22 protein-coding genes and 1 rRNA gene are annotated in these 25,995 nt (G+C 71.2%); 10 read left to right on the forward strand and 13 right to left on the reverse strand.

The genetic code is table 11. The features are described 5' to 3' along the window. Window positions 1-20 precede the first annotated feature (20 nt). The 5 genes from ACT1U9_RS05715 to ACT1U9_RS05735 form a co-directional block, all read right to left on the reverse strand. A 16S ribosomal RNA gene (locus ACT1U9_RS05715) occupies window positions 21-1,546 on the reverse strand. A gap of 611 nt (window positions 1,547-2,157) precedes the next feature. Continuing rightward, entirely contained in the window at window positions 2,158-2,571 is a 414-nt protein-coding gene (msrB, locus tag ACT1U9_RS05720; RefSeq protein ID WP_444537284.1) for a peptide-methionine (R)-S-oxide reductase MsrB, read from the reverse strand. 13 nt (window positions 2,572-2,584) lie between these two features. Next, the gene (murC, locus tag ACT1U9_RS05725) at window positions 2,585-3,979 is read right to left on the reverse strand and encodes a UDP-N-acetylmuramate--L-alanine ligase (protein ID WP_444537285.1); all 1,395 of its coding nucleotides are present in this window, start codon (window positions 3,977-3,979) and stop codon (window positions 2,585-2,587) included. 203 nt (window positions 3,980-4,182) lie between these two features. Beyond that, complete coding sequence (locus tag ACT1U9_RS05730) at window positions 4,183-4,668, reverse strand: indole-3-glycerol phosphate synthase (RefSeq protein WP_444537286.1); 486 nt, start codon at window positions 4,666-4,668, stop codon at window positions 4,183-4,185. 161 nt (window positions 4,669-4,829) lie between these two features. Continuing rightward, window positions 4,830-5,594: a pyrimidine reductase family protein gene (locus ACT1U9_RS05735; protein WP_444537287.1), complete on the reverse strand. Its 765-nt coding sequence runs from the start codon at window positions 5,592-5,594 to the stop codon at window positions 4,830-4,832. A 36-nt stretch (window positions 5,595-5,630) separates the two neighbouring features. On the opposite strand from ACT1U9_RS05735, the gene zapE reads away from it, so the two are divergent. From zapE to ACT1U9_RS05755, 4 genes are all read left to right on the forward strand, one after another. Beyond that, a complete protein-coding gene (zapE, locus tag ACT1U9_RS05740; protein WP_444537288.1) occupies window positions 5,631-6,701 on the forward strand; it encodes a cell division protein ZapE in 1,071 nt (356 codons plus the stop codon). A 52-nt stretch (window positions 6,702-6,753) separates the two neighbouring features. Next, the gene (locus tag ACT1U9_RS05745; RefSeq protein WP_444537289.1) at window positions 6,754-7,179 is read left to right on the forward strand and encodes an OsmC family protein; all 426 of its coding nucleotides are present in this window, start codon (window positions 6,754-6,756) and stop codon (window positions 7,177-7,179) included. A 185-nt stretch (window positions 7,180-7,364) separates the two neighbouring features. Beyond that, on the forward strand, window positions 7,365-8,741 hold the full coding sequence (locus ACT1U9_RS05750) for an alkaline phosphatase PhoX (RefSeq protein WP_444537290.1): 1,377 nt from the start codon (window positions 7,365-7,367) through the stop codon (window positions 8,739-8,741). Between the two features lie 59 nt (window positions 8,742-8,800). Beyond that, window positions 8,801-9,667, forward strand: a complete 867-nt coding sequence (locus tag ACT1U9_RS05755; protein WP_444537291.1) for a PPK2 family polyphosphate kinase — start codon at window positions 8,801-8,803, stop codon at window positions 9,665-9,667. A gap of 7 nt (window positions 9,668-9,674) precedes the next feature. On the opposite strand, the gene ACT1U9_RS05760 is transcribed toward ACT1U9_RS05755, so the two are convergent. From ACT1U9_RS05760 to ACT1U9_RS05775, 4 genes are all read right to left on the reverse strand, one after another. Next, window positions 9,675-10,349, reverse strand: coding sequence for a DUF5825 family protein (locus ACT1U9_RS05760; RefSeq protein ID WP_444537292.1), 675 nt, complete (start codon window positions 10,347-10,349; stop codon window positions 9,675-9,677). A gap of 28 nt (window positions 10,350-10,377) precedes the next feature. Beyond that, window positions 10,378-12,306: a RiPP maturation radical SAM C-methyltransferase gene (locus ACT1U9_RS05765; RefSeq protein WP_444537293.1), complete on the reverse strand. Its 1,929-nt coding sequence runs from the start codon at window positions 12,304-12,306 to the stop codon at window positions 10,378-10,380. Between the two features lie 357 nt (window positions 12,307-12,663). Then, window positions 12,664-14,547 carry an alpha/beta fold hydrolase gene (locus ACT1U9_RS05770; RefSeq protein WP_444537294.1) on the reverse strand — a complete coding sequence of 628 codons (1,884 nt, stop codon included), beginning with the start codon at window positions 14,545-14,547 and terminating at the stop codon, window positions 12,664-12,666. Continuing rightward, on the reverse strand, window positions 14,544-15,902 hold the full coding sequence (locus ACT1U9_RS05775) for an MFS transporter (RefSeq protein ID WP_444537295.1): 1,359 nt from the start codon (window positions 15,900-15,902) through the stop codon (window positions 14,544-14,546). Before ACT1U9_RS05775 ends, ACT1U9_RS05770 begins: the two co-directional genes overlap by 4 nt. A 532-nt stretch (window positions 15,903-16,434) precedes the next feature. Here ACT1U9_RS05775 and ACT1U9_RS05780 point away from each other — a divergent pair. Continuing rightward, window positions 16,435-17,322 (forward strand): polysaccharide deacetylase family protein, encoded by an 888-nt coding sequence (locus ACT1U9_RS05780; RefSeq protein ID WP_444537296.1) that lies wholly within the window; start codon window positions 16,435-16,437, stop codon window positions 17,320-17,322. Between the two features lie 16 nt (window positions 17,323-17,338). Here the strand turns inward: ACT1U9_RS05780 and ACT1U9_RS05785 are convergent, their stop codons facing one another. Genes ACT1U9_RS05785 through ACT1U9_RS05795 form a run of 3 tightly spaced genes read right to left on the reverse strand, consistent with a single transcriptional unit; the run spans window position 17,339 to window position 19,505 of the window. After that, on the reverse strand, window positions 17,339-18,007 hold the full coding sequence (locus ACT1U9_RS05785) for an ABC transporter (protein ID WP_444537297.1): 669 nt from the start codon (window positions 18,005-18,007) through the stop codon (window positions 17,339-17,341). After that, window positions 18,004-18,822, reverse strand: a complete 819-nt coding sequence (locus ACT1U9_RS05790; RefSeq protein ID WP_444537298.1) for an ABC transporter ATP-binding protein — start codon at window positions 18,820-18,822, stop codon at window positions 18,004-18,006. The genes ACT1U9_RS05785 and ACT1U9_RS05790 overlap by 4 nt, the downstream gene beginning before the upstream one ends. Window positions 18,823-18,827: 5 nt before the next feature. Then, the gene (locus ACT1U9_RS05795) at window positions 18,828-19,505 is read right to left on the reverse strand and encodes an AIM24 family protein (protein WP_444537299.1); all 678 of its coding nucleotides are present in this window, start codon (window positions 19,503-19,505) and stop codon (window positions 18,828-18,830) included. Window positions 19,506-19,575: 70 nt separating this feature from the next. Between ACT1U9_RS05795 and ACT1U9_RS05800 the strand changes: the two genes are divergently transcribed. The 5 genes from ACT1U9_RS05800 (at window position 19,576) to ACT1U9_RS05820 (ending at window position 25,204) form a co-directional block, all read left to right on the forward strand. Then, window positions 19,576-20,301: a peptidyl-tRNA hydrolase gene (locus ACT1U9_RS05800; RefSeq protein WP_444537300.1), complete on the forward strand. Its 726-nt coding sequence runs from the start codon at window positions 19,576-19,578 to the stop codon at window positions 20,299-20,301. A gap of 127 nt (window positions 20,302-20,428) precedes the next feature. Continuing rightward, complete coding sequence (locus ACT1U9_RS05805) at window positions 20,429-21,697, forward strand: DUF692 domain-containing protein (protein ID WP_444539016.1); 1,269 nt, start codon at window positions 20,429-20,431, stop codon at window positions 21,695-21,697. 180 nt (window positions 21,698-21,877) lie between these two features. Continuing rightward, complete coding sequence (locus ACT1U9_RS05810) at window positions 21,878-22,660, forward strand: DUF4142 domain-containing protein (RefSeq protein WP_444537301.1); 783 nt, start codon at window positions 21,878-21,880, stop codon at window positions 22,658-22,660. Window positions 22,661-22,734: 74 nt separating this feature from the next. Then, window positions 22,735-23,481 carry a TIGR04222 domain-containing membrane protein gene (locus ACT1U9_RS05815; protein ID WP_444537302.1) on the forward strand — a complete coding sequence of 249 codons (747 nt, stop codon included), beginning with the start codon at window positions 22,735-22,737 and terminating at the stop codon, window positions 23,479-23,481. A 124-nt stretch (window positions 23,482-23,605) separates the two neighbouring features. Further along, on the forward strand, window positions 23,606-25,204 hold the full coding sequence (locus tag ACT1U9_RS05820; protein ID WP_444537303.1) for an alpha/beta hydrolase: 1,599 nt from the start codon (window positions 23,606-23,608) through the stop codon (window positions 25,202-25,204). A gap of 76 nt (window positions 25,205-25,280) precedes the next feature. Here ACT1U9_RS05820 and hemQ read toward each other — a convergent pair whose 3' ends face one another. Continuing rightward, window positions 25,281-25,994, reverse strand: coding sequence for a hydrogen peroxide-dependent heme synthase (hemQ, locus tag ACT1U9_RS05825; protein ID WP_188272541.1), 714 nt, complete (start codon window positions 25,992-25,994; stop codon window positions 25,281-25,283). Between the last annotated feature and the right edge of the window lies 1 nt (window position 25,995).

Here is a 25,995-nt window from a genome sequence, read left to right on the forward strand (position 1 = left end):
ATCGGTACTGTGCTCCTTAGAAAGGAGGTGATCCAGCCGCACCTTCCGGTACGGCTACCTTGTTACGACTTCGTCCCAATCGCCAGTCCCACCTTCGACAGCTCCCTCCCACAAGGGGTTGGGCCACCGGCTTCGGGTGTTACCGACTTTCGTGACGTGACGGGCGGTGTGTACAAGGCCCGGGAACGTATTCACCGCAGCAATGCTGATCTGCGATTACTAGCAACTCCGACTTCATGGGGTCGAGTTGCAGACCCCAATCCGAACTGAGACCGGCTTTTTGAGATTCGCTCCGCCTCACGGCATCGCAGCTCATTGTACCGGCCATTGTAGCACGTGTGCAGCCCAAGACATAAGGGGCATGATGACTTGACGTCGTCCCCACCTTCCTCCGAGTTGACCCCGGCAGTCTCCTGTGAGTCCCCATCACCCCGAAGGGCATGCTGGCAACACAGAACAAGGGTTGCGCTCGTTGCGGGACTTAACCCAACATCTCACGACACGAGCTGACGACAGCCATGCACCACCTGTATACCGACCACAAGGGGGGCACTATCTCTAATGCTTTCCGGTATATGTCAAGCCTTGGTAAGGTTCTTCGCGTTGCGTCGAATTAAGCCACATGCTCCGCTGCTTGTGCGGGCCCCCGTCAATTCCTTTGAGTTTTAGCCTTGCGGCCGTACTCCCCAGGCGGGGAACTTAATGCGTTAGCTGCGGCACCGACGACGTGGAATGTCGCCAACACCTAGTTCCCAACGTTTACGGCGTGGACTACCAGGGTATCTAATCCTGTTCGCTCCCCACGCTTTCGCTCCTCAGCGTCAGTAATGGCCCAGAGATCCGCCTTCGCCACCGGTGTTCCTCCTGATATCTGCGCATTTCACCGCTACACCAGGAATTCCGATCTCCCCTACCACACTCTAGCTAGCCCGTATCGAATGCAGACCCGGGGTTAAGCCCCGGGCTTTCACATCCGACGTGACAAGCCGCCTACGAGCTCTTTACGCCCAATAATTCCGGACAACGCTTGCGCCCTACGTATTACCGCGGCTGCTGGCACGTAGTTAGCCGGCGCTTCTTCTGCAGGTACCGTCACTTGCGCTTCTTCCCTGCTGAAAGAGGTTTACAACCCGAAGGCCGTCATCCCTCACGCGGCGTCGCTGCATCAGGCTTTCGCCCATTGTGCAATATTCCCCACTGCTGCCTCCCGTAGGAGTCTGGGCCGTGTCTCAGTCCCAGTGTGGCCGGTCGCCCTCTCAGGCCGGCTACCCGTCGTCGCCTTGGTAGGCCATTACCCCACCAACAAGCTGATAGGCCGCGGGCTCATCCTTCACCGCCGGAGCTTTCCACCCGGAAGCATGCGCTTCCAGGTCGTATCCGGTATTAGACCCCGTTTCCAGGGCTTGTCCCAGAGTGAAGGGCAGATTGCCCACGTGTTACTCACCCGTTCGCCACTAATCCACCCCGAAGGGCTTCATCGTTCGACTTGCATGTGTTAAGCACGCCGCCAGCGTTCGTCCTGAGCCAGGATCAAACTCTCCATGAATGTTTACCGGTAATCCGGTGCACACACACGAAAGAGCGGAACAACCCGGTCGGAATATGACCAGTTGTCCTCAGCGTCCTCGCTGTGTTGTTGCCACCCGCAAGCGGATGGACTTTTCAAAGGAACCTCCAACCCACCATCACTGGCAGGCCGGGGTTGTCAATCTGGCGTTGACTTTTGGCACGCTGTTGAGTTCTCAAGGTACGGACGCTTCCTTTGTTCCCGTTTCCGGGCCCTCCGGGCGCTTCCTTCGTTTCCGACTCTATCAGACTCTTTCGTGTCCGATTCCCGGTCTCCCAGGTTCAAGTCGTTTTGTCTTTCCGGCTGTTGGGCCGTTCCGACGTCCCAGACTCTAGCTGATTTCCCGGGCGACTCCTAATCGAGCGAGTCATCCGATCCACCAGTACACTTCCACTCCGTTCGAAATGGAATTCGGCATGCCGAAATTCATCCCGGTCGGGAGGTCGTGCGGAGTTGGGTTGCCGCAAGTCTGCGGCGGACGGCTGTCGCAGAACCGTTCCGGCTCCGTGACAACTCGGAGAACACTACGCGCCCGTTGAACTCACGTCAACTCGGCACCAGTCGGCCCGGCCGAGGCCGGGCCGACCCGCTCAGGCCTCATCCGGCGCCGGCTCCAGCCGCAGCGAGATCGAGTTGATGCAGTACCGCTGGTCCGTAGGGGTCGGGTAACCCTCACCCTCGAAGACATGGCCCAGGTGCGAGCCGCAGCGGGCGCAGCGCACCTCCGTGCGGACCATGCCGTGCGAGTTGTCCGCGATCAGCTCGACCGCGTCCGTGTCCTTCGGGTCGAAGAACGACGGCCAGCCGCAGTGCGACGCGAACTTGGTCTCCGAAGTGAAGAGCTCGGCGCCGCAGGCCCGGCAGGAGTAGACGCCCTTCGTCTTGGTGTCCGTGTACTCACCGACGAAGGCGGGCTCCGTGCCGGCCTGCCGCAGCACGGCGTACTCCGCCGGGCTCAGCTCCGCGCGCCACTGCTCGTCCGGCTTCTCGACCTCGTACGACATGGCAGGGACTCCCTCAGTTGGACAGACGGGCCAGGATCTCGGGGCCCAGGTCCGTCACGTCGCCCGCGCCCATGGTGAGAACGAGGTCTCCCGGCCTGGCCATTCCCGCGATGACGTCCGGCACGGTCGCCTTGTCGTGGACGGCCGTGACGTCGGCGCCTGCCGCCTGGGCCGCGTCGATGATCAGCGTGCTGGTGATGCCGGGGATCGGGTCCTCGCGCGCGGGGTAGATGTCGAGGACGACCGAGGCGTCCGCCAGGGCGAGCGCGCGGCCCATCTCGGCGCCCAGCTCCTGCGTACGGGAGAAGAGGTGCGGCTGGAAGACCACGAGCAGCCGCGAGTCGGTGGCGGCCGAGCGCATCGCCTCCAGGTCGGCGGTCATCTCGGTCGGGTGGTGCGCGTACGAGTCGATGACCTGCACGCCGGCCGCCTCGCCCTTGAGCTGGAGGCGGCGCTTGACGCCGGTGTACTTGCCGAGCGCCGAGGCCAGGTTGTGCGCCGGGATGCCGAGGGCGACACCGGCGGCGAGCGCGGCCACCGCGTTGTGGGCGTAGTGGCGGCCCGGGACCGAGACCGTGAAGGTGAGGAACTTGCCGCCGAGCAGCACGGTGACCTCGCTGGTCAGGCCGCGCGGGGTGACCTTGTGGACGCGTACGTCCGCCTCGGGGTCCTCCCCGTACGTCACGACCTTCAGCGACGACAGGTCGCGCACCCGGCGGGTCAGCTCGGCGGCGCCCGGCTGGTCGGCGGCGACGACGAGCGTGCCGCCGGGGACGACCTTGCCGACGAAGGTCTCGAAGGAGTCGTAGATCTCGTCCATCGAGGCGTAGTTGGCGTGGTGGTCGAGCTCGACGTTGAGGACGATGGCGACCTCGGGGTCGTACTTCTGGAAGCTGCGGTCGCTCTCGTCCGCCTCGGCGACGAAGATGTCGCCCTCGCCGTGGCGGGCGTTGGTGCCGGGTCCGGCGAGGTCGCCGCCGATCGCGTACGAGGGGTCGAGGCCCAGCTCGGTGAGGGCGACGGCCAGCATCGAGGTGGTGGTCGTCTTGCCGTGGGTGCCGGCGACGGCGATGGCGCGCAGGCCGCCCATGAGCGACGCGAGCGCGTCGGAGCGGTGGACGACCGGGATGGAGAGCTCGGCCGCGCGGGCGAGCTCCGGGTTGTCGGCGCGGATGGCGCTGGAGACGACGACGCAGCTGGCGTCGACGGCGAGGTGGTCGGCGGCGTGCCCGATGTGGACGGTCGCGCCGAGCGCCCGCAGCGCCTCGGCCGTGCCGGACTCCTTGGCGTCGCTGCCCGCGACCTTGGCACCGCGCTGGGCCAGGATCTTCGCGATCCCCGACATTCCGGCACCGCCGATGCCGATGAAGTGCGGCCGTTCCATGGCGGTGGGAATCGCGGGTGCCATTGCGTGTGTCTCCCGGGGGTGCGACGTACAGGGTTGAGCATCAGCCTATTCGGTGTCCGGCCGGTCGCGGTCCGGCACCGCTCGTCGTGCGGTGGCGCTCGCCACGCGCGCGGTGGCTCGCCCTCGGGGCCGCGCCCTGAGCGGCGCACGCCCGTCGCCAAGCGCTGCGCAGAGGCCGCGAGCGCCGCACGCAAAGCCAGGGCTCACTGCTCGCTGTGCGCCTCCTCGCTGTGTGCGAACAGCTTCAGGACCGGTACGCCGACCTTGTGGCGGGCGCGCGAGGCCCAGTCGCGGTGGAAGAACTCCTCGACGTAGTGCGGCGCGGTCAGCACGATCACCTCGTCCGCGTTCACCTCGTCCACGACGGACTTCAGCAGGTCCAGGGGGTGGTCCTCGACGATCTGGCCCACGGCCTCGCACCCCTGGTCGCGCAGGACCCTCAGCGAGTACTGCAGGCCCACCTCGGCGGGCTGGCGGGCCTCGCTGCCCTCGGGTTCGTCGGCCTCGTGGACGGCTTCGTCGAGCTCGCCGAGCGCCACGTCGTCGATGGCGCGCAGCAGCCGGTCCTGGTCGCCCCTGGGCTGCATCAGGACGACGAAGGAGACCGGCTCGTCGCCGTGCAGGGTGGTGACGAATTCCACGTCGACGGAGGTCAGGGGCTTCTCGATCATCAAAACGCTTGTGAACACGACAGGCGCCCTTCTCTTCTCTCCGTGGCCGGTGCCGCCTCGAATCCTCTTCGGCGGCGGCCCGGCCCCTGCGGAAACCATCCTTCCCCGTGCCCGCACGGGGTCTGCGTGAGTAAGTGTGCCCACCGGAAGCTAACCGGAACGGCAAATTCCGCTGATTGTCAGATCCGACGGTAACGCGTGTAGAGGAACCCGGCCTCCTCCAGCAGGGACTCCAGGCCGAAGCGTTCCGGGACGCTCACCGGGGGTCCGCCCGCGATGCGCTGGGCGGTGCCCGCCGTCATCAGCGGGGACACCGTCAGACAGAGCTCGTCGAGGACTCCCGCGGCCACGAACTGGCCGAGCAGCCGGGGCCCGCCCTCCGTCAGCATGCGCCGCAGACCGCGCCCGGCCAGCGCCTCGACGGCCCGGGCGGGCTCCACGCCGGGCCCGTCGCCCGCGACCACCACCCCCGCGCCCGCCAGCTCGGCCTCGCGCACCCGCTCCGGGGGCGCGGCGGCCCCCGTGAGGACGAGGGTGGGGACGAGCGGCGAGGTGAAGAGGGGCAGGCCGAAGTCCAGGTCGAGGCTGGCCGTGACCACCGCGATGACCGGGACCGGGCCCTGGCCCGCCGCCTCGCGCCGGGCCGCGAAGGCCTCCCGCGCCCTGGCCGGGCGGTAACCCTCCTGGCGTACCGTTTCCGCGCCGACCACGACCACATCGGCCAGCGCCCGCAGCGTGCCGAAGATACGCATGTCGGTGTCGGAGGACAGCGGCTGGGAGCGGCCCTCGTGCTGGCCCGCGCCGTCGAGCGAGGAGACCATGTTGGCCCGCAACCAGGGGCCGTCCGTCTTGGGGTACGCGTAGGCCTCGGCCAGCGCGTCGAACGACCACTCGCCCTCCGGCTCGGACGGTGTCTGGTCGGTCACAGGGAACAGGCGTCGCATCCGTGCAGTCTTACACGGCGCATACAGTGGGGAACTGTGTCGACCAGCCCGATAATCGAAGCGGCCCCGCTCTCGCTCTGCGCCCGCGAGCCGCATGTCCCCGCCGACCGTCTCGTCGCCGAGATGGTGCCGCCGCCGCGGTTCGACTCGGTCCGCTTCGAGACGTACGTACCGGATCCGAACCAGCCCAGTCAGCGCGAGGCCGTCACGGTCCTCAGCTCCTTCGCGGCGGGTCTGGGCGGGGCGCACGCCACCGGGAGCGGGCGCCGCAAGTGGTTCGGCCGCAAGCCGGCCGCGCCCGTCGCGCCGCGCGGAGTCTACCTCGACGGCGGGTACGGCGTCGGCAAGACGCATCTGCTGGCCTCGCTGTGGCACGCCACCCCGGCCGAGCCCGCGCTCAAGGCCTTCGGCACCTTCGTGGAGCTGACCAACCTGGTCGGCGCGCTGGGTTTCCAGCAGACCGTGCGCACCCTGAGCGGGCACCGGCTGCTCTGCATCGACGAGTTCGAGCTCGACGACCCGGGCGACACCGTCCTGGTCTCCTCGCTGCTCGCGAAGCTGGTCGAGGAGGGGGTCGCGCTGGCCGCCACCTCCAACACGCTGCCCGGCAAGCTCGGCGAGGGCCGGTTCGCGGCTGTCGACTTCCTGCGGGAGATCCAGGGCCTGTCCGCGCACTTCAAGCCACTGCGGATCGACGGCGAGGACTACCGCCACCGGGGGCTGCCCGAGGCCCCGCCGCCGTACTCCGACGAGCAGGTCGCCAAGACGGCGTACGCGACCGAGGGCGCGGCGCTCGACGACTTCCCCGGACTGCTCGACCATCTCTCGCGCGTCCACCCCAGCCGTTACGGGGCGATGACCGACGGGGTGAAGGCGGTGTGCCTCACCGATGTGCAGCCGGTTCCGGACCAGTCGACGGCGCTCAGGCTCGTGGTGCTCGCCGACCGCCTGTACGACCGTGAGATACCGGTGCTGGCCTCCGGCGTCCCGTTCGACAAGCTGTTCAGTGACGAGATGCTGAACGGCGGCTACCGCAAGAAGTACTTCCGGGCCATCTCCCGCCTCACCGCCCTCGCCCGCGACGCGAAGGGCCTTGTGGGGCAGTAGGTTTGGCGCACGGGGGGCCCAAATCCCCCTTAGCCACCAGAAGGGAAACATCATGGCCACCACGCGTACGGCGCACACGGTCTGGGAAGGCGAGCTCATCAAGGGCTCGGGCACCGTCACCTTCGACTCGTCCGGCATCGGTTCGCAGCCGGTCAGCTGGGCGTCCCGCGCCGAGCAGGCCAACGGCAAGACCAGCCCGGAGGAGCTCATCGGGGCGGCCCACTCCAGCTGCTTCTCCATGGCCCTCTCGCACGCCCTGACCGGCGCGGGCAACCCGCCCACCCGGCTTGAGACCAAGGCCGACGTGACGTTCCAGCCGGGCGAGGGCATCACCGGCATCCACCTCACCGTGCGCGGCGAGGTGCCGGGCCTGGACGAGCAGGGCTTCCAGGCCGCCGCCGAGGACGCCAAGAAGAACTGCCCGGTCAGCCAGGCGCTGACGGGCACGACGATCACGCTCTCGGCCGAGCTGGTCTGACGCACGCCCCGGCCGGGCTGCGCGACAGCCTGAACCGTGGCCGGATCTCGCCCTGGCAACTGCCCGGGTTACGGCCGGATTCGGCCACTTCGAGGCGACACGACCCGCATGATTCACGGATCACCGAACGCGTGATTTGATCATGCGGGTCACGTCTTCCTGTCCGCCAACAGGGGAGTTGCCTCATGTCCGAAGCAGGAGCAACACGACGTCAGTTGCTGGCCCGCACCGGCGCCTCGGCGGCCGCGATCGCCTTCACGGGTGCGGTGACCGAGCTCTTCGCCGGAGGACCGGCGTCGGCCGCCGCCAGTCGTCGCGGGTACGGCCCGCTGATTCCCGATCCGGCCGGGCTGCTCGATCTGCCCGAGGGATTCCGTTACCGGGTGCTGTCCCGTGAGGGCGATCCGCTGCGTTCCGGCGAGGGCCGGGTGCCCAGCAACCACGACGGCATGGCCGCGTTCGCGGGCCGGCGCGGCGGGGTGCGGCTGGTCCGCAACCACGAGAACCGGGTCACCGCCGCGATTCCCGTCCCGCATGTCGCCGGACTCGTCTACGACCCGGGCGGCAAGGGCGGCTGTACGGCCCTCGACCTCGACGCGCACAACCGGGTGCTCTCCGAGCGGGTCGCCCTCAGCGGCACCGCCGTCAACTGCGCGGGTGGGCGCACCCCTTGGAACACCTGGCTCAGCTGCGAGGAGACCGAGGACCGGGCCGGCACCAACGGCTACACCAAGGACCACGGCTTCGTCTTCGAGGTCGACGGCGCCGATCCGCACCGCACCGGAGCCGTCCCGCTCACCGCGATGGGCCGCTTCCAGCACGAGGCGATCGCGATCGACCCGGGCAGCGGTGCCGTGTACGAGACCGAGGACGCCTTCGACAAGCCCTTCGGGCTCTTCTACCGCTTCCTGCCGAACCGGCCGCTGGGCGGTACGGGCTCGCTGCGTGCGGGCGGCGAGCTCACCGCGATGCGCGTACCGGACGTGCCCGACCTCTCCGTGGTCCAGCGGCCCGGCGCCCGCTTCGAGGGGATCGAGTGGGTGCCGGTGCCCGATCCGCTCGCCCGGGACACCCCGGTCCGGTTCCAGGACTTCGGCCCGGGCGGCATCACGCACGCGCAGAAGCTGGAGGGCTGCTACTGGGGCGGCGACTGCGTCTACTTCGTCTCCAGCTACGCGCGCGTGGCCGAGGGCGCGGGCGCCGACCACTTCGGCCAGGTGTGGCGCTACGAGCCGCGCCGCAACCGGCTCACGCTCGTGGTCGTCTTCGGCCCGGGCACCGACGTCCAGCTGCCCGGGGACTCCCCCGACAACATCTGCCTCGCGCCGGACGGCGGGCTGATGGTGTGCGAGGACGGCAACGGGGCCCAGCACGTCTTCGGCCTGACCCGGCGCGGCGAGGTGTACGCGATGGCACGCGGCCGCCAAGACATCGGGAAACCGGGAAGCCCCGAATGGGGCGAGTTCGCGGGGGTCACCTTCGCGCCCGACCGGCGGACGATGTACGTCAACTGCTACACACCGGGGACGACCTTCGCGGTGACGGGCCCGTTCGCCCATTAGCGCTCGCGCCGCGTTCCGTTCCGTCGCACGATCGAGGGAACCGACCGAAGGGGTGCGCAGTGGCCAAGAAGGGCAAGAAGAAGCCCGGGCGGCAGGATCTCCGCTCGCTGCTGCGCATCCCGGTGGGCAAGCCGGTCGACCTGACCGCGTATCCCGCCGACGCCACTCCGGGCGGGCCCAAGGGCAAGGCCGAGGGGCTGGCGGCGACCGCCGGAATGGGCGAGGAGCTGGCCGAGCTCCAGGAGCGGCTGTTCGCGGCGAGCACGGCGGGCGACCGGCGCCGGGTCCTGCTCGTGCTCCAGGGCATGGACACCAGCGGCAAGGGCGGCACGGTCAAGCACGTCATCGGCCTGTTCAACCCGTCCGGCTGCCGCATCAGGTCGTTCAAGGCGCCCACCCGGGAAGAGCTGAACCACCCGTTCCTGTGGCGGATCATGCGGGCGCTGCCGCAGCCCGGCGAGATCGGCATCTTCGACCGCTCGCACTACGAGGACGTCCTGATCGCCCGCGTCCGCGAACTCGTCCCGCACCGCCAACTGGGCCGCCGCTACGGGCAGATCAGCCGCTTCGAGGAGTCGCTCGCGGACGACGGGGTGAGCGTGATCAAGGTCTTTCTGCACATCGGTTACGAGCAGCAGCGCCGCCGACTGCTCGAACGGCTCGACAACCCCGAGAAGCACTGGAAGTTCAACCCGGGCGACATCGACGAGCGGGCGCTGTGGCCCGCGTATCAGAAGGCGTACGAGATCGCTCTGGAGCGGTGCTCGACGGACGTGGCCCCCTGGTACCTGGTCCCCGCCGACCGCAAGTGGTACCGGAACTGGGCGATCAGCAGGCTGCTCCTGGAGCAGCTGCGCGAGCTCGACCCGAAGTATCCGGCGGGCGACTTCGATGTGGCGGAGTGCCGACGGCGGCTGCTGGTCTGACGTATCGTCAGAGAACCATCCCCTCCTGGAGCCAGCGGCTCACCCGGTACGGGAGCCACCACGCCAGCTCGCCGACCCTGAGGACCAGTTGCTCGCCCAGGAAGTCGGCGAGGACGGCCGTGGGGACGTCGGCGGCCGGGGCGCCGTAGGACAGGTCCGCGATGGCCCGGCGGTACTCCGGCTCGTCCGCGGTGAAGCGGCGCAGATCGCCCCAGCGGCGGTCGCGGATCTGGACGAACCCCGGGCCCTGGCGCCACAGGCACTTGCCCAGATAGTGGCCCCGCCGCCAGGACTCCAGCATCTGGGCCGCCTCCCCGGGACCTTCGAGGCGCCGGGGCGGCTGGAGGTGGCCGAGCGCCCGCCAGGCGTCGTCGGACGCGGCCGCATCGAGCAGCAGCTCCCACTCGACGAGGACGGCCCGGGCGGTGAGGTCCCGGACCAGGCTGAGGGCGCGTACGGCATGTTCGGCCGTGTCCGGGTCCCCGACTCCGGAGAGGTCCACGGGCCGCGCGAGCCGTACGCGGCGGGCGCCCAGCTCCCACAGCCCGTCGCTCTCGGCGTCGACGGGACCGGTCAGTTCGAGCTCCCCGAGGTCCATGCCGCGCAGGACGCAGGCCTCGGGGTCGTAGTCGCGCCAGGCCGTGACGGTGAGCGCGGGGCGGGTGGTGAGGGCGGTGGTCATCGGTGGTGTCCTCCGGTGTGCTCGCTGGTCATACGCCGACGGGCTCGGGGGCGGCGGGCCGCTCGCCCGGGGCGGTGGCGTCGTCGGCGTGGCGCATGAAGTCGAGGCGCAGCAGGTCCTCGTTGACGGCGGCGGGCGCGATGTGGACGTACTGGCCGCCGTCGGTGAAGACCAGGCCGAGCGCCACCCAGGAGTCGAGGAGCGCGCGCATCCCGCTCTCGTCCGGGGCCTCGCCGCCGGCCCGGGCGGCGGCCTTGCGGGCGAGCGCGGCCGGGGTGTGCGGCTGGTCGAGCAGGCGGAAGACGGCGAGCTCGAACGGGCGGGTCAGCTCCAGGGCGCGCCAGGCGAACATCCGGCGCCTGCTGACCAGGACGATCCGGTCGCCGAGGTCGGTGTGGGTGAGCCGGGCGGCCGAATGGTGCTTCTTCCAGGCGTCGATGGCGTCGTTGAGCGAGGTGACCGTGGGTTCGCCGATACCGCGCTGGGGGGCCTCGAAGACGTACGCGAGGTCGTAGAGCTCGGATTCGGGCAGGTCGTAGGTGAAGCGGTAGTGCTCCTCGGGGCGCAGTCCGTCGAAGCCGAGTTCGGGCCGGTTGAAGTACGGGCTGAAGCGTTCGATGGCGATGCGGGCGGAGAGGTCGACCGGCGGGTCGAGGTGCTCCAGGGCCGGGAGCTGGGCGATGACCGGCTCGTAGTCCTCGACGGTCTCACCGGGGAAGCCGTGCAGATAGTTCCAGGAGACCGAGAGTCCGGTCTCGGCGCCGTCGCGGAGCATCCGGACGTTCTGGCAGCCGCTGACGCCCTTGTCCATCAGGTCGAGCACCCGGTCGTTGAGGCTCTCGATGCCGGGCTGTACGTAGATGAGTCCGGCCTCGGCGAGCGTACGGAGCTGGCTGCGGCGCATGTTCGCCTTGATCTCGATGTGCATCCGCAGGTCGTAGCCGCTCTCGATGATGCGCGGCAGCACCGTGGAGAGGTAGCCCATGTCGAGGATGTTGTCGACGAGGTACATGTCCAGCACCCGGTGCTGCCGGGCGAGTTCCATGATCTCCTCGAAGAACGTCTCCGGGCTCTTGGAGCGGTACTGCATGAACGAGCCGTTGAGGCCGCAGAAGGTGCAGTGGTGCTTCTCGCCCCACCAGCAGCCCCGCGCACCCTCGACGACCAGCTTGGGCTCGATCCAGTTGTGCGCCACGGACGCGGCCAGGCGCTCGAAGTACCCGCTGTAGTCGGGACCGAGGATCGCGGCGGGCGGCAGCGGGCGGGTCGCCATGAGGTTGGCGGTGCTGGTGCCGTCGGGGGCGCGGTGGCACAGGCCCGCCACCGCACCGAGGTCGCCGCCTTCGGTGAGCGCGGTCAGCAGCTGCGGGAAGGCGGCCTCACCCTCGCCGCGTACGACGTAGTCCACGAACGGGAAGTTGCGGTGGACGGCCTCGCCCTGCTCGCCGTCGCAGTTGGCGCCGCCCATGACGGTCACGATGTGCGGGGCGAGCCGCTTGACGTGCTTGGCGGCGGCCAGGGCCGCGGTGTTCTGCTGGAAGGTGGAGGTGAAGCCGACGACATCCGGCGCGTACTCGACGATGCGGCGGGCGATCATCTCCACGAACTCCGGTGCCGTGCGGTGCAGTTCGTACGACATGGCGAGGCGGCCCTTGCGGAGTTTGCCCTCCATGGCGTCGGTGAATTCCTGGACACGCCATTCGGGGTCGTCGTAGAGCGCGGAGGAGAAGACCCAGTCGCCGCAGCCCATGAAATAGGAGGAGAGCGAGTAGAACTCGTAGTCCTTGGCGGTGAATTCGGTGTGCTCGGTGATCCAGTCGATGTATTCGAGATTGGCGTGCAGCACCTCGGCCGAGCCGTCGGGCACGCATTCGGTCACACTGCGTTTGAGGATTCCCAGGGCCAGCGACGGAAGGTCGATCGGCGACCAGGGCATATTGACCAGCAGTACTCGCATATCGGCTCCTCGGGCCCTGCGGAGAGATAAGGAACGCACTGAGAGAGGCACGGCGGGGACCGGCCGGCCCGGCGGCGGACCGCCGGGCCGGCCGGCGAGGATCACTCCTCGTCGGCGGGATCGTTGCGACGCCGGCTGACGCTGACGCTCACGCCCACGGACCGCATCTCCTCGTCGTCGACGAGCGGGTCGCTTTTGATGACGTCCTTCTGCACGCCGGAACTCCCTCTCTGGCGGTGGGGCGTCGGCCCGGCGGAAGTCCGCCGGGCCGACGGGGATCACTGCTCTTCGTCGTCCTCGGCGTTGCGGAACGGAACGGTGACCTTGACGCTGACGCCGACGGCACGGTTCTCGTCGTCACCCGCGAGCGGGTCGTTCTGGATGATGTCCTTCTGCATGACCGGTCCTCCTTTCTGTGTGTCGGGTGGTGCCGGCCCCGGCGGGCGTCGTGGTGGCACGGGCCCGTCCGGGGTCCCCGCTCCGGTGCGGGCGGGGGGTCTGGGGGGTGGCGCCGCGCAGTTCGCGGTCGAGGAAGACCATGGCGCGGCGCAGGACGGCGACATGGGTGTCGGCCGCGTAGCCGTTGTGGCCGGTGTCCAGCCACATCGCCTCATGGCGCACGCCCGCGCGGCGCAGCGCGGCGAGATAGCCGCGCACCTGGCCGGGCGGGCACTTGGCGTCCCGGGTCGCGGCGGCGACCAGGAGCGGCGCCCGCACGGCGGCGGCGTAGTGGAGGGGTGAGCTCCGCTCGTACCGTTCGGGCACCTCGTCGGGGGTGCCGCCGAACAGCCGCTCGTCCAGGGCGCGCAGGGCCGGTGTGGTGGTGCGGTAGGCGGCGGGGTAGTCGGCGACGGGCTTGACCGCGACGCCCGCCCGCCACAGCTTCGGGTGGACCCCGGCGGCGAGCAGGGTGAGATAGCCGCCCCAGGAGAAGCCCCACAGGCCCACCGCGTCGGCCCGGACGAGGCCGCGTGCGGTGAGGTCGGCCCGTACCGCGACGAGGTCCGCGACCTGGGTGAGCCCGACGCCCTCGCCGAACGCCCGGCGCCAGCGCGGCCCGTAGCCGGTGGAGCCCCGGTAGTTGACGCGGACTGCGGCGAACCCGGAGACGACCAGCGAGTGCACCACGCCGTCGTAGGCGTCCCGGTCGTGGTCGGCGGGTCCGCCGTGCACCAGGAACACCGCCGGAACCGGGCCTCTTCGGCCCTCGGGCAGACTCAGCAGGGTGTGCACCGGGCCGTCGGGGCCGGGCGTCCACAGGTCCCGGTGCTCGCCCGGCACCTGGCTCGCGGGGTCGTGCGGCGGAGGCAGCGGGGTGCCCTTGGTGGAGGCGATCCTGGGCGGGGTCGCGGTGTCGGTCCAGAGGTAGTGCACATCGTCCGCGGCACGGGGCGCGGCATCGAGCAGGGTGCCGCGCGGCGCCGGAACGGTCTGTGTCGTGCGCCGTACGAGGTGTACGCGGCGGAGCGCGCTGCGGCCGTGGCGGTCCTGGCGCACCAGCACCGAGCGGCCGTCGGGGTACCAGCGGGCGGTGATCTCGGTGTCGAACGGCTGCCAGGAGTGGGGGGTGATACCGCTGCCGGGCCGCCAACTGGCCAGCAGATAGCGGTCGCCGCTCTCGCGCACCAGGAGCAGTTCGGCCCGGTCGGCCACGGGTGCGAAGCCCAGGCACCAGAGTCTGCCGTGGCCCCCGTCGCCGGGGAGCACCGCGCGTACGGTGCCGTCGTCGGCGAGCACGGTGACGGCCCGGGCCGAGCCCGCGGCGCCCGTGAGGGCGAGGTAGCGGCCGTCGGGGGTGATGCCGCTCAGCGCGGCGTGGCCGTCGACGCGCGCCACCTCGCGGGCCTCGCCGCCGCGCGGGCCGAGGTGGACGGCGGTCGTCCGGGCGTCCCCGATGCCCACGGCGACGACCGCCCGGTCGGCGACCGCGAGGCCGCGCGGCTCACCCGGGCCCACCCCTGTAAGGCCCGGACGGTCCGCTCCCCCCTGGAACGGCTGGAACATCCAGCGGCCCCGGCCGTGTTCGTCCTCGTCGAACCACCAGATGTGCGCGTCCCGGTCGATCGCGCCGTGCAGGGTGCCGCGCGGCCGGTCGGTGACCTGGCGGGCCGCGCCGGTGACCGCGTCCCAGGTGAAGACCTCGCAGCGGCCCCCGGCGTCGGCGGTGAACACCATCCGGCCCGGGTCGGCGGCGCATACCTCGGGCAGCGCGGCCAGATAGAGGTGGTAGCCGCGGCTCATCCGGCCGCTCCCCGCAGTCGCCCGCGTACGGACGTTGTCCGCAGGGCGAGGAGGGCCAGCACACCCGAGCAGAGAACGGCGGGCGCGGCGGTCCCGGCTCCGGCCGCGAACAGCCCGGCGAGGACGGGCGCGAGGGCGGCGGCTCCCCCGGCCGAGGTCGCGAGCACCGCGCCGACCCGGGCCTGGAGGTGGGGCGGTGTCTCCTGGATGGCGCGGGACTGGAGCACCACCACGACGAGCGGCATCAGCAGACAGAACACCCCGAACAGCACCCCGTACGTCCAGGGCCCCTCGGCGGTGGCGAGCCCGGCCGCGAGCGGGACGAGCAGCCAGGACACCGCGACAAGGAGGCGGGCTGCGCTGATCCGGCCCGCGAGCCGGGGCGCGGCGAGCGATCCGGCGAGCCCGGCGGCCCCCGCCAGCCCGAGGACCAGGCCCATCGGGGCGCCGCCGTGGCCGCCCTTCTGGAGGGTGAACACCGCGCCGTAGAAGAGCGTGACGATCACGCCGTTGACGGTGGTGCTCCAGAGCAGGACCAGACGCAGAAAGGGCGAGGTGCGCACGAGGGCGAGCCCGGCGCCGAGTTCGGCGGTGAACGCGGCGAGGCGGCGCGGGCGCGCGTCGGCGGGAGTTCCCGTCACGGCAGTGTCCGGGTCGCGTTCCGGCCGCAGGTCCGAGCGCAGCGAGCGGACGAGAGCGGCCGCGACGGTGTACGAGAGCGCGTCCGCCAGGAACGGCAGGGCGCGCGAGACCTGGTAGAGGGCGCCGCCGAGGGCCGGGCCGAGGATCAGCGCGCCCTGTTCGCCCGCCTGCAGCCCGGCGACCGCGCGGGGGTAGTCGGCGGGCGGCGCGATCATGGCGACGGTGCCGGTGGCGGCGGCCTCGTACACCGCTGCGGAGAAACGCTCCACCAGAACGACGGCGATCAGCAGGGCCAGCGGCGGGGTGCCGGTGGCGACCGAGAGGGTCACGCCCGCCATGGCGAGCGCCGAGACGGTGGCGGACCAGACCATCACGGGCTTACGGGCGCCCCGGTCGGCCGGGATCGCGGCGAACGGGGCGAGGAGCAGCCCGGCGGCCGTGGAGACTCCCGCGATCAGCCCGACGGTCGCGGGCGAGTGGCCGAGGCCAAGGAGCAGCAGCGGCAGGATCACTCCGGACGCCTGGGTGCCGAGGGCGTCGGCGGCGTGCGCGGTCCAGAAGAGCCGGACGTCGCGGGGTAAGTGAGGCCGGTCGGCCCCGTCTCCCTCCGGAGGTCCGGCGGCTTCCCCGGGAGGTCCGGCGGTCCCGTCGGCGGCCGCTTCCGTGGAGCGCGGTGCCGACGAGCCGGAGCCCGGGGCATTCGAAATCTCCACAGCTACCTCACAGTTAGTCAGACTTGCGAAGGAAATGTGCAGGAATCGAAACGAAACGAGCCGGAGCCTAACCAGCACGTCGCGCCGGTCACAAGAGGTCTGCCGCGACGGCCGAATTCCGACTTCGTAAGCGCCGGGCAAAGAAACCGATTGCCCTGTAGGCCTCACTCCATCCGGCGGTTCTTACCGGGTCCGCACCCGGGGGACGAGGGAATCCGCAGCCGTACCGGGCGGACGGCGGACCCCTTCGCCGGACCACCGCTTCACGTCGGCGAACACCGGCTCCGGACGGGCACGTTCACACGCAGGTCGGTGGGGCATATGCACTTCCCGGCGGGAAACCCCGCACAGCTACGAAATCCGTACCCTGGTGCGGCGCGAGGCCGTCCGGCCACGGGTCGCCGCGCGTTCTTCGGCGCCTCCGGCGGATCGGGGCCGAGCCGACGCTCCGGTTCACTCATTGGCCGGAAACGTGCGCGGCCCGGCGGCGGCGCGCACCGCCACCCACCCATTGATCGGATAGTTTCCGCCCGTGACCATTTCTGTACGAAAGCTGCTGGCGGTCGCCGTTCTCGGTGCCGCGCTCGCGGGCTGCAGCTCGGATCCCGCCCCGTCCGACCATGGCGCGAAGGCGGCGCCGGGGGCTGGCAAACCCTCGGCCTCCGCTTCCTCGTCCCCCGCCGCATCCGCGCCGCAGCCCGGCAAGCAGGTGCCGACGATCGCGCCCGGGCCCGGCGGGCTCACCCCGGTCTTCGAGCGTGCACCCAAGGGCGGGCAGAAGATCGTGGCACTCACCTTCGACGCGGACATGACGGCGGACCAGGGGCCGCGTGCGGCTCGGGGCGAGCACTTCGACAACCCGGCGCTCATCGACGATCTGCGGCGGCTCAAAGTGCCCGCCACCATCTTCATGACCGGGCGGTGGGCCGACGAGTACCCGGCCGAGGCGCGCGCCATCGGGGCCGACCCGAACTTCGAGGTCGCCAACCACTCGTACAGCCACTACGCCTTCAAGTCCCCCTGCTACGGCCTGCCGGTCGTCCCCGAGGGCGAGATGCGCGCCGACGTGGAGAAGGCGCCCGCCTCCTTCAAGAAGGCGGGCGTACGCAACACCGTCCCGTACTTCCGCTTCCCCGGCGGCTGCTACAACGACGACGTGCTGCGGACGCTGGCCCCGCTGAAGATGACCGCCATCCAGTGGGACGTGGTTAGCGGCGACGCCTTCGCTCACGACGCGGACGCGGTGGCCGAGCAGGTCCTGACCGGTGTGAAGCCGGGCTCCCTTGTGGTCATGCACTGCACCCGCAGCGCGGCGCCCGTCACCGACACGGTCGTCAAGCGGATCGTGCCGGAGCTGCGCAAGCGCGGCTACCGCTTCGTGAAGGTGTCCGACCTGATCGGCTCGGCGGCCGAAGGGTAACCACGGGTCCGGAACATCACCCGCGTCGTGAACTGAGCGCGCACGCGGCCGCCCAGGCGGCGGCCGTGACGGCCGCAGCCGCGAGCAGCGGGATCACCGGCAGGTGCACCGCGCCGGTGTGCGAGCCGGTGACGAGGCCGTTGACGGCGTACCGGGCGGGTGAGGGCGCGACCACCAGGGCGAGCAGTGCGGCGAGCGTGGTGAGGCAGATCGACCAGCCACGCGCGCGTAGCAGCGGGCGGCTGCCGAGCGCCCCGACCGCCGCGCCGAGCAGCGCGCACACCGCGCCCGCGAGCAGCCCGGCGGCCGTGGCGGACCCGAGCGGTACCGCGACCCGGTGATCGGCGCTCGCCGGGTCGCCCACCGCCACCACGTAGAGCGTCCCGGCCGCACCGAGTACCCCGGTCGCCCCCAACGCCGTGAGCAGCGCGGCGAGATGGACCCGGCCGGGGCTCGCCGCCGCAGCCGCGCAGTCGCGGGCGGCGGCCGGTTCCTGGGTGACGCAGACCCGGGCGAGCCAGGCGCCGACGGGGAGCAGCCCGGCGGCCGCGTACCCGAGGGAGTCCAGGACCGGGTTGCCCGGCTGGATGCCGATGCCGACGAACGCCGCGTACAGCAGGACGGGCGGAAGCCAGCGCTGCGAGCGCAGCAGCAGGGCCGTCTGGTAGCGCACGAGCGGGCTCATGGGCGCGACACTCCTCGGATGTGCCAGGGCGGCCGCGCGGTGAGCAGCGTGCGCAGCAGCGCGTCGGAGTGGGCGGACTCGACGGTCAGCGTGTGCGCCCCGTCCGGGCCGCGCGTCAGCACGGGCGCGCCGGGCAGCCCGTCGGGCGGGACGGGGCCGATGACGTCTATGCGTACGAGATCACCCTGCGCCCGGGTCCCCCCTGCCCGGCGGACCAGGCCGCCGTCCTCGACCGCGTACCGCGTGTCCACCGCGTCGGCGAGCCGCCGGGGGTCGTGGTCGACGAAGACCACGGCGGCGCCGTCCGCGACGCGCTCGGCCACCGCGCGGTCCAACTCGGCTCGGGCGGCGGTGTCCAGGCCGGTCCAGGCCTCGTCGAGCACCAGCAGTTCGGGCCCGGCGAGCAGCGCCTGGGCGGCGGCGACCTTCTGGCTGGTGCCTTTGGAGAGCTCAGAGAGCGGGGTACGGGCGTGGGCGCCCGCGCCGAACCGCTCCAGCCACTCCCCCGCGCGCGTGGCGGCCGCTCGCCGGGAAAGACCATGGATGCGCCCGAGGTGGATGAGATAGCCCGTCGCCGTGAACGGCAGGGCGGCGGGGAAACGTTCGGGCACATACGCGGTGCGCGGGCGACCGACGACGCGGCCCTCGGTGGGCGCGTCGATCCGGGCCAGCAGGCGCAACAGGGTGGACTTGCCGGTGCCGTTGGTGCCCTCGACGCGGACCAGGGTGCTCGGCAGCAGTTCCAGCTCGACCCCGCGCAGCACCCAGGGGCCGCCGATGCCGTACCGGCGGCCCACCGCGTCGAGCGAGAGCACGGGAATCAGTGCTGCTCGGCCTTCTTCGGGGTGGCCTCGCTCGGGCGGACGATGACATGGCCCTCGCCCTGGAGCATCAGCTGGACGGCCTCGCCGGAGCCGCCCCGGATCATCGAGCCGATGGACTGCGAGCGGTGCAGCGAGGTGGCCAGGTCGGCGGTCCAGCCGACGACCGCGTCGGTGTCCACGTACACCGGCTGCTGCGCGGTCACCGGGATCACCAACGGGTTGCCCTCACAGATCAGGCCGAGCCGGCCCCAGCCGGTGAAGACGCTGTTGAAGAGGCCGCCACCGGCTATGCCGGAGCCCTTCATGGTCTTGATCTCGTACGAGAGGGACGCGTCGAAGCAGAGCACGTTGCGGCCGTTGACGGTCAGCTTGTCGCCCTGCTCGATGTCGACGATGAAGCAGTTCTGCGCCTCGTGCGCGAACCACGCCTCGCCCTGGCCCGAGACCGACATCAGGGGCAGGCCCTCGCCGGTGACCGCGCGCTTGAGCATGCCGCCGATGCCCTGGCCGCGCCGTTCGAACTGGAGCTTGCCCCGGTAAGCGATCATCGCTCCCTGGCGCGCCAGCATCTCGCCGTCGACCGCGTACTTGATCGACTTGGCGTTCTGCAGGGTCATGCCGGGGGTGGTGGCCGGCTGCGCCATGGTGTCCGTGGCAAAAAGATCGCTCTTCATGCGCGCATCCTGACCCGGAAGGGTTCATTCCGCCAAGAATCCGGGAAGACGCGGCTGGCAGACTGGGCGGGTGAGCAGCGACGAGCCCCCCGAGACGACCCCCGAGAGCCCGTTCCACCAGGAGCCGAATGCCCGCGACGAGGCGCCCCAGTACGTGCTTCCGCTGGTCGTCCGCATAGAGAAGGCGGAACCGCCCGCCCGTACCGACGCCCTGGAGACCGCGGCCCGGGCCGTCCTGGTGATGCTCAGCGACGAGCGCGCGCTCGGGGACGGCGAGTGGGCGCAGGCGATGCGCGACTGGCAGGACGCCCGGATCCGCAAGGTGGTGCGCCGGGCGCGCGGCGCCGAGTGGCGCAAGGCGTCGACGCTGCCGGGTATCACGGTCACCGGGAAGTCCGCGGAGGTGCGGGTCTTCCCGCCGGTCCCGCTCGACGGCTGGCCCAAGGAGCTGGCCAAGCTCCAGGTGTCCGGCACGGACCTGGACGACCCGGCCGCCCCCGGCGCCCCCGACCCCCTCGCGCCGGTCCTGTGGCTCAACCCGGAGCTCGACATGTCCGCAGGCAAGGCGATGGCCCAGGCCGGACATGGTGCGCAGCTGGCGTGGTGGGACCTGTCGGAGGCGGACCGCCGGGCGTGGCGGGACGCGGACTTCCCGCTGTCGGTACGGGTCGCGGCACGCGCGCAGTGGGCGGCGCTGACCACGAGCGGGCTGCCGGTCGTACGGGACGCGGGCTTCACGGAGATCGCGCCGGGCTCCTGCACGGTGGTGGCGGACCATCCGGCGCTGCGCGGCTGACGCCCCTCGGTCCGACCGTTCCCAACCTCAAATGAAGCTCTGAAGGCGGGCCCCTGCGGATTGGCGGGCGCCCGGCGGGGCCATGACCACTCCACGCGTCATGACCACATCGACCGGGGGGCGGACCATGGAGCTGGGCATCGGTATCGGCTGGCGGCCCGAGATCGCCGACGCGGTGGAAGGGCTGCCCGGCGTCGACTGGGTGGAGGCGGTGGCCGAGAACCTCTGCCCGGGCCACCTTCCCGAGCCACTGGTACGGCTGCGGGAGCGCGGGGTGACGGTCGTGCCGCACGGGGTCTCGCTGGGGCTCGGGGGCGCGGACCACCCCGACCCGGCGCGCCTGGCCGACCTCGCGGCGTGCGCGCGGGCGCTGTCGGCTCCGCTGGTCACCGAGCACATCGCCTTCGTACGGGCGGGAGGCGAGCGCACCGCCTCGCCCCGGCTTGAGGCCGGGCACCTGTTGCCGGTGCCGCGCACCTGGGACGCACTGGACGTGCTCTGCGAGAACGTACGGATCGCGCAGGACGCCCTGCCGGTGCCCCTCGCCCTGGAGAACATCGCCGCGCTGATCAACTGGCCGGACGAGGATATGACGGAGGGTCAGTTCCTGGCGGAGCTGGTCGACCGTACGGGCGTGAAGCTCCTCATCGATGTGGCGAACCTCCACACCAACCACGTCAACCGGGGCGAGGACCCGGCGAAGGCGCTGGCGGAGCTGCCGGTGGAGGCGATCGCGTACGTCCATGTGGCGGGCGGGGTGGAGAAGGGCGGCGTCTGGCACGACACGCACGCGCATCCGGTGGGGCGTGAAGTCCTGGACGTCCTAGCCGAGTTGGTGTCCCGCGTCTCGCCTCCGGGGGTGCTCCTGGAGCGCGACGACGCGTTCCCGCCCGAGGCCGAGCTGGCCGGGGAGCTCGCGGCGATACGGGACGTGGTGCGGGCCGGTACGCCTGCGGCCCCGGCCACGCGCGCGTACGCGTCGGCGGCGGACGGCCCGCGCACCGGCGCCCGGGAGCGGCTCGCGCTGGCGCAGACGGCGCTGCTGTCCGCCCTCGTCGCCGGGACCCCCGTCCCGTACGGGTTCGACGGTGCGCGACTGCGCGTACAGGCGCGTGCGTTGGCCGCGAAGCGAGCCGACGTCGTCGCGAAGGTCGCGCCCGAACTGCCCGTGATCCTCGGGGACGGCTACCGCCCCGCGTTCCTCGCGTACGCCCGCAGCCATCCGCTGCGCGACGGATACCGCCGTGACGCCCTCGACTTCGTCGAGTCGCTGCTCGAAAGGGAGCCCGACGCCGAGACCCGGCGCCGCCTCGCGCGCTGGTGGAAGGAGCGCTCCGGCGCGCGCCCGCCGGGTCGGACGACCCGGTTCCTGCGCGGACTTGTCCGGGCCGCCTGACGCACAGCCGTACATGGAGCCGCCTCGTGAAGGCGGGCAAAATACCACTCGCGCCACCAAGTTGCCCCGTACTCGCCCAACACGTGATGCCTCCCACACCACACCGTCACTGATTTCCCCGAACCCCTCCCCGGATCACCCGCCTCCGCATTACCGTGCGCACCGCACCTGGAGGCTTTCATGCGTCGGATATTCCTTTCCGGTACCGGCCTGGTCGCCGTCGCCCTGACCGCGACCATCGCCGCCCTGCTCTTCCCCGTGTGGTCGTACGCCGACCGCTCCGGGACCGGGCTCGCCAATCTCAACGCCGGTTCCGTGCCCACCCGTTGGGGGCCGCTGTCGGCCGCCGACCGGGACTTCGTGGTACGGGTGAGACTCGCCGGACTGTGGGAACTGCCCGCAGGTCAGCAGGCCGTCGAGCGGGCCCCGAGCGAGGCGGTCACCGCTGCGGGCCATCACCTCGTCGACGGCCACGCCTTCCTCGACGCGCGCGTACGGGAGGTCGCCGCCCAGCTCGGCATGGAGCTGCCCGACCAGCCCAACGCCCAGCAGCAGTCCTGGCTGCGGACGTTGACGGCCGACAGCGGCACCGCGTACGAGAAGGACTTCGCCAACATCCTGCGTTCCGCGCACGGCAAGGTGTTCTCGCTCGTCGCGCAGATCCGGGCGAACACCCGGAACTCCCTGGTCCGCGCGCTCGCCGACGACGCCAACACGACCGTCCTGGACCACATCAAGATGCTGGAGGCCACCGGCCTGGTGGACTTCGACGCGCTGGCCCGCGACAGCGTCGCCACCGCGACCACGTCGCCCAGCGGACCGCCGCCGCCCACCCCGGGAGCCACGCCCGCCTCACCCGTCCCCGTCACCCCGTCGTTCCCGCTGCCGCCCGCGGCCAGTCGCGCCCTGCCCACCGACACCCCTGCCCCCGTTCCCACCGACAGCCCCACCGACACTCCGTAACGAACCGATAACTGCATGTCCACATCATGGGAAAGCCATGGCGCAGGGCTCGTCGCGTCGCATACAACTCGGCCATGTTCTGGGTTCTCTTCCTGGTAGTCGGGTGCCTCGCGTCCGCCTTCAGCTGCGCGCGGCTGTGCCTCGCCGCGTCGGCGGCGGCCGATCCGGCGGCGGTGCGGCCGCGGGCCCGGGACACCGAGCTCTCGCTGTACGAGGCCGCGTTCCTCTCCGGCGGGCCGCTGCGGGTCACCGACCTCACCCTGGTCGCGATGCACCGGGCCCGTCGGCTGCTGGTCGCGCACACCGGCTGGGCCACCGTCGTCGACCCGGAGGGCCGGGACGACCTGGAGCGGTCCGTGATCGGCGCGATCGGGCCGGAGGGACAGGCGCGGATAGCGGCCATACGGTCCACCGCGGCCGCCGCCGACGCCGTGCACGCGCTGGCCGACCGGCTGGCCGCCGCCGGGCTCGCCGTCCCGGACGCGGCCAGGACGGGCATCACAGCCTCCGTACGGGCCGTTCGCGGCGCCACCGCGCTCACCCTGCTCCTCGGCGCGGTCGCGCTGCTGATGCCCGGTCAGGACCGCTCCACCCAGGCCGAGATCGCCGCCTGGTTCTCGCTGCCGCTGGTCCTCACCCTCGGCTGCCTCTTCATCGCGCGCGTGGAGGTCCACCCGCACACCCGCTGGGCCTCCCCCGACGGCCAGCGGCTCCTCGGCCGGATCGACCCGGCGGGCGACCCGCTGACGGCGGTCGCGGTACGCGGGGTGAGCGCGGTCGACGACCCGGCGCTCAGGACCGCGCTGCGCGGCGGGCGCTGACCCTCCGGACGGCGCCACGCCGGGGACATTGATCCCGGCGCACCGCACTGCGGTGCTTTACTTCATCAATTAGCCCCATAATCATCCCTTTTGTACTGCATGTGCCCGAAGGGATCGATGTGGGATGAGAGCAGCAGCGCTGTACGGAACCGTCGGTTCCCTTGTTCTGTCCGCCCTGGCCGCAGCGCCGGCCGCCGGCACGGACCCGCGCACCGCCGAGGCGCGCGGCACCGTGATCGCGGCCGAGCGCGCGGCGGCCGCCGGGATCGCCTTCGGCCGCTGCCCCAAGGCGGAGATGCTGCCCGACACCGTGCGGTGCGGCACGGTCCGGGTCCCGCTCGACTACGCCCACCCGAAAGGCCGTCAGATCGCCCTCACGGTCAGCCGGGTGAAGGCGTCGGGCAAGCCCGGCGAGCGCCAGGGCGCGCTCGTCTACAACCCCGGCGGCCCGGGCGCCTCCAGCATGTACTTCCCGATGGTCGCGCCGCTGCCCGAGTGGAAGCGGCTCGCGCGGGCTTACGACCTGGTCGGATACGCCCCGCGCGGGGTCGCCCGCTCCGCGCCGCTGTCCTGCCAGGACCCGAAGGACTTCGCCAAAGCGCCCACGCAGTCCCCGACCGACCCGTCCCCCTCGTACAAACTGGAGCGGATCGCGCAGGCCAAGGCGTACGCGCAGGGGTGCGCGCGCAGCGCGGGGGCGGCGCTGGGGCAGTACACGAGCCTCAACAACGCGCGCGACCTCGATGTGCTGCGGGCCGCACTCGGCCAGAAGAAGCTGACGTTCATCGGCGCCTCCTACGGCACGTACTTCGGAGCGGTGTACGCGACGCTGTTCCCCTCGCATGTACGCCGGATGGTCTTCGACTCGGCGGTCGACCCGGACCCGCGCAAGATCTGGTACCGCGACAACCTGGACCAGTCGCTCGCGTTCGAGAGCCGGTGGGAGGACTTCCGCGCCTGGGTCGCCCGGCACGACGGCGTGTACCACCTGGGCACCACGGCTGAGCGGGTCCTGGAGAACTTCGAGAAGGTGCGCGCGCGTCTGGCCCAGGAGCCGGCGGGCGGAACGGTCGGGCCGGCGCAGCTCCAGGCCGCGTTCCTCAAGGCGGGCTACTACGACGACTTCTGGGCGATGCGGGCGACCGCGCTTGCGGCGTATCTCAAGGGCGACCCCAAGCCGCTGATCGCGCAGGCCGCGCCACGGCCGGAGACCGCCTGGGACGACGAGAACGGCAACGCGGTCTACACGGCGGTGGAGTGCAACGACGCTCCCTGGCCCACCGACTGGGCGACCTGGGACCGGGACAACACCGAACTCGCGGAGATCGCGCCGTTCGAGACCTGGGACAACGCGTGGATGAACCTGCCGTGCGCCTACTGGCCCGCGCCCCGGCAGCAGCCGGTGGACGTGGGCACCGCGCGCGGGGCGCTGCCGCCGACGTTGATCCTGGCGGCCGAGCGGGACGCGGCGACGCCGTATCCGGGGGCGCTGGAGTTGCAGCGGCGGCTGCCCGGGTCGGTCCTGGTGACCGAGAAGGACGCCGGTACGCACGGCATCGGCGGAGGCGCCAACAAGTGCGTCAACGGCTATCTGGAGGACTATCTCCTCAATGGACGGACGCCGGTGCGGCGCGCTGCGTGCGCGCCGCACCCGGAGCCGAACCCGGTGTCGCTGGACAAGCGGTCGGCGCCCAGGGCTGGGCAGCGGCCGTCCGCTCTCTGATCTTCCGGGTCAGGGGTGAGTCCGGGCCCGTCCTGAACGGGCCCGGTCACCGGGCATACGAGGTGATGGGCGGCCGTCAGGCCAGGCCCGCCACCAGATCCGCGACCGACTTGCGGCGGCCCGTGTAGAACGGGACCTCCTCGCGGACGTGCATCCGGGCCTCGGAGGCGCGCAGATGACGCATGAGGTCGACGATGCGGTGCAGCTCGTCGGCCTCGAAGGCCAGCAGCCACTCGTAGTCGCCGAGCGAGAACGAGGCGACCGTGTTGGCGCGCACGTCCGGGTAGCCGCGGGCCATCTTGCCGTGGTCGGCGAGCATGCGACGGCGGTCCTCGTCGGGCAGCAGGTACCAGTCGTACGAGCGCACGAACGGGTAGACCGAGACGTAGTCCCGCGCCTGCTCGTCGGCGAGGAACGCCGGGATGTGCGACTTGTTGAACTCGGCGGGGCGGTGCAGCGCCATGTTCGACCACACCGGTTCAAGGGCGCGGCCCAGCTTGGTGCGGCGGAAGAGGTTGTACGCGCTCTGGAGCTCGTCCGCCGTCTCCGCGTGCCACCAGATCATGACGTCGGCGTCCGCGCGCAGGCCGGACAGGTCGTAGGTGCCACGGACGGTGATGTCCTTGGCGGCGAGCTGGTCGAACAGCTCCTGGACCTCGTCGGCGAAGCCGGAGCGGTCCTCGGGCAGCACATCGCGCAGCTTGAAGACGGACCACAGCGTGTAGCGGATGACCTCGTTGAGGTCCTTCGCCTTCTTCCCTGCGTTCGGGCTCTTTTCCGGTGCACTCATG

Source organism: Streptomyces sp. BR1 (assembly GCF_052373795.1).
Taxonomy (GTDB): Bacteria; Actinomycetota; Actinomycetes; order Streptomycetales; family Streptomycetaceae; genus Streptomyces.

Bases quoted from the DNA above. Each gene is read 5' to 3' on its own strand.
- msrB (WP_444537284.1), bottom strand. From the start codon at position 2,571: ATGTCGTACGAGGTCGAGAAGCCGGACGAGCAGTGGCGCGCGGAGCTG.
- murC (WP_444537285.1), bottom strand. From the start codon at position 3,979: ATGGCACCCGCGATTCCCACCGCCATGGAACGGCCGCACTTCATCGGC.
- ACT1U9_RS05735 (WP_444537287.1), bottom strand. From the start codon at position 5,594: ATGCGACGCCTGTTCCCTGTGACCGACCAGACACCGTCCGAGCCGGAG.
- ACT1U9_RS05745 (WP_444537289.1), top strand. From the start codon at position 6,754: ATGGCCACCACGCGTACGGCGCACACGGTCTGGGAAGGCGAGCTCATC.
- ACT1U9_RS05750 (WP_444537290.1), top strand. From the start codon at position 7,365: ATGTCCGAAGCAGGAGCAACACGACGTCAGTTGCTGGCCCGCACCGGC.
- ACT1U9_RS05760 (WP_444537292.1), bottom strand. From the start codon at position 10,349: ATGACCACCGCCCTCACCACCCGCCCCGCGCTCACCGTCACGGCCTGG.
- ACT1U9_RS05765 (WP_444537293.1), bottom strand. From the start codon at position 12,306: ATGCGAGTACTGCTGGTCAATATGCCCTGGTCGCCGATCGACCTTCCG.
- ACT1U9_RS05770 (WP_444537294.1), bottom strand. From the start codon at position 14,547: ATGAGCCGCGGCTACCACCTCTATCTGGCCGCGCTGCCCGAGGTATGC.
- ACT1U9_RS05785 (WP_444537297.1), bottom strand. From the start codon at position 18,007: ATGAGCCCGCTCGTGCGCTACCAGACGGCCCTGCTGCTGCGCTCGCAG.
- ACT1U9_RS05795 (WP_444537299.1), bottom strand. From the start codon at position 19,505: ATGAAGAGCGATCTTTTTGCCACGGACACCATGGCGCAGCCGGCCACC.
- ACT1U9_RS05805 (WP_444539016.1), top strand. From the start codon at position 20,429: ATGGAGCTGGGCATCGGTATCGGCTGGCGGCCCGAGATCGCCGACGCG.
- ACT1U9_RS05810 (WP_444537301.1), top strand. From the start codon at position 21,878: ATGCGTCGGATATTCCTTTCCGGTACCGGCCTGGTCGCCGTCGCCCTG.
- ACT1U9_RS05815 (WP_444537302.1), top strand. From the start codon at position 22,735: ATGTTCTGGGTTCTCTTCCTGGTAGTCGGGTGCCTCGCGTCCGCCTTC.
- ACT1U9_RS05820 (WP_444537303.1), top strand. From the start codon at position 23,606: ATGAGAGCAGCAGCGCTGTACGGAACCGTCGGTTCCCTTGTTCTGTCC.
- hemQ (WP_188272541.1), bottom strand. From the start codon at position 25,994: ATGAGTGCACCGGAAAAGAGCCCGAACGCAGGGAAGAAGGCGAAGGAC.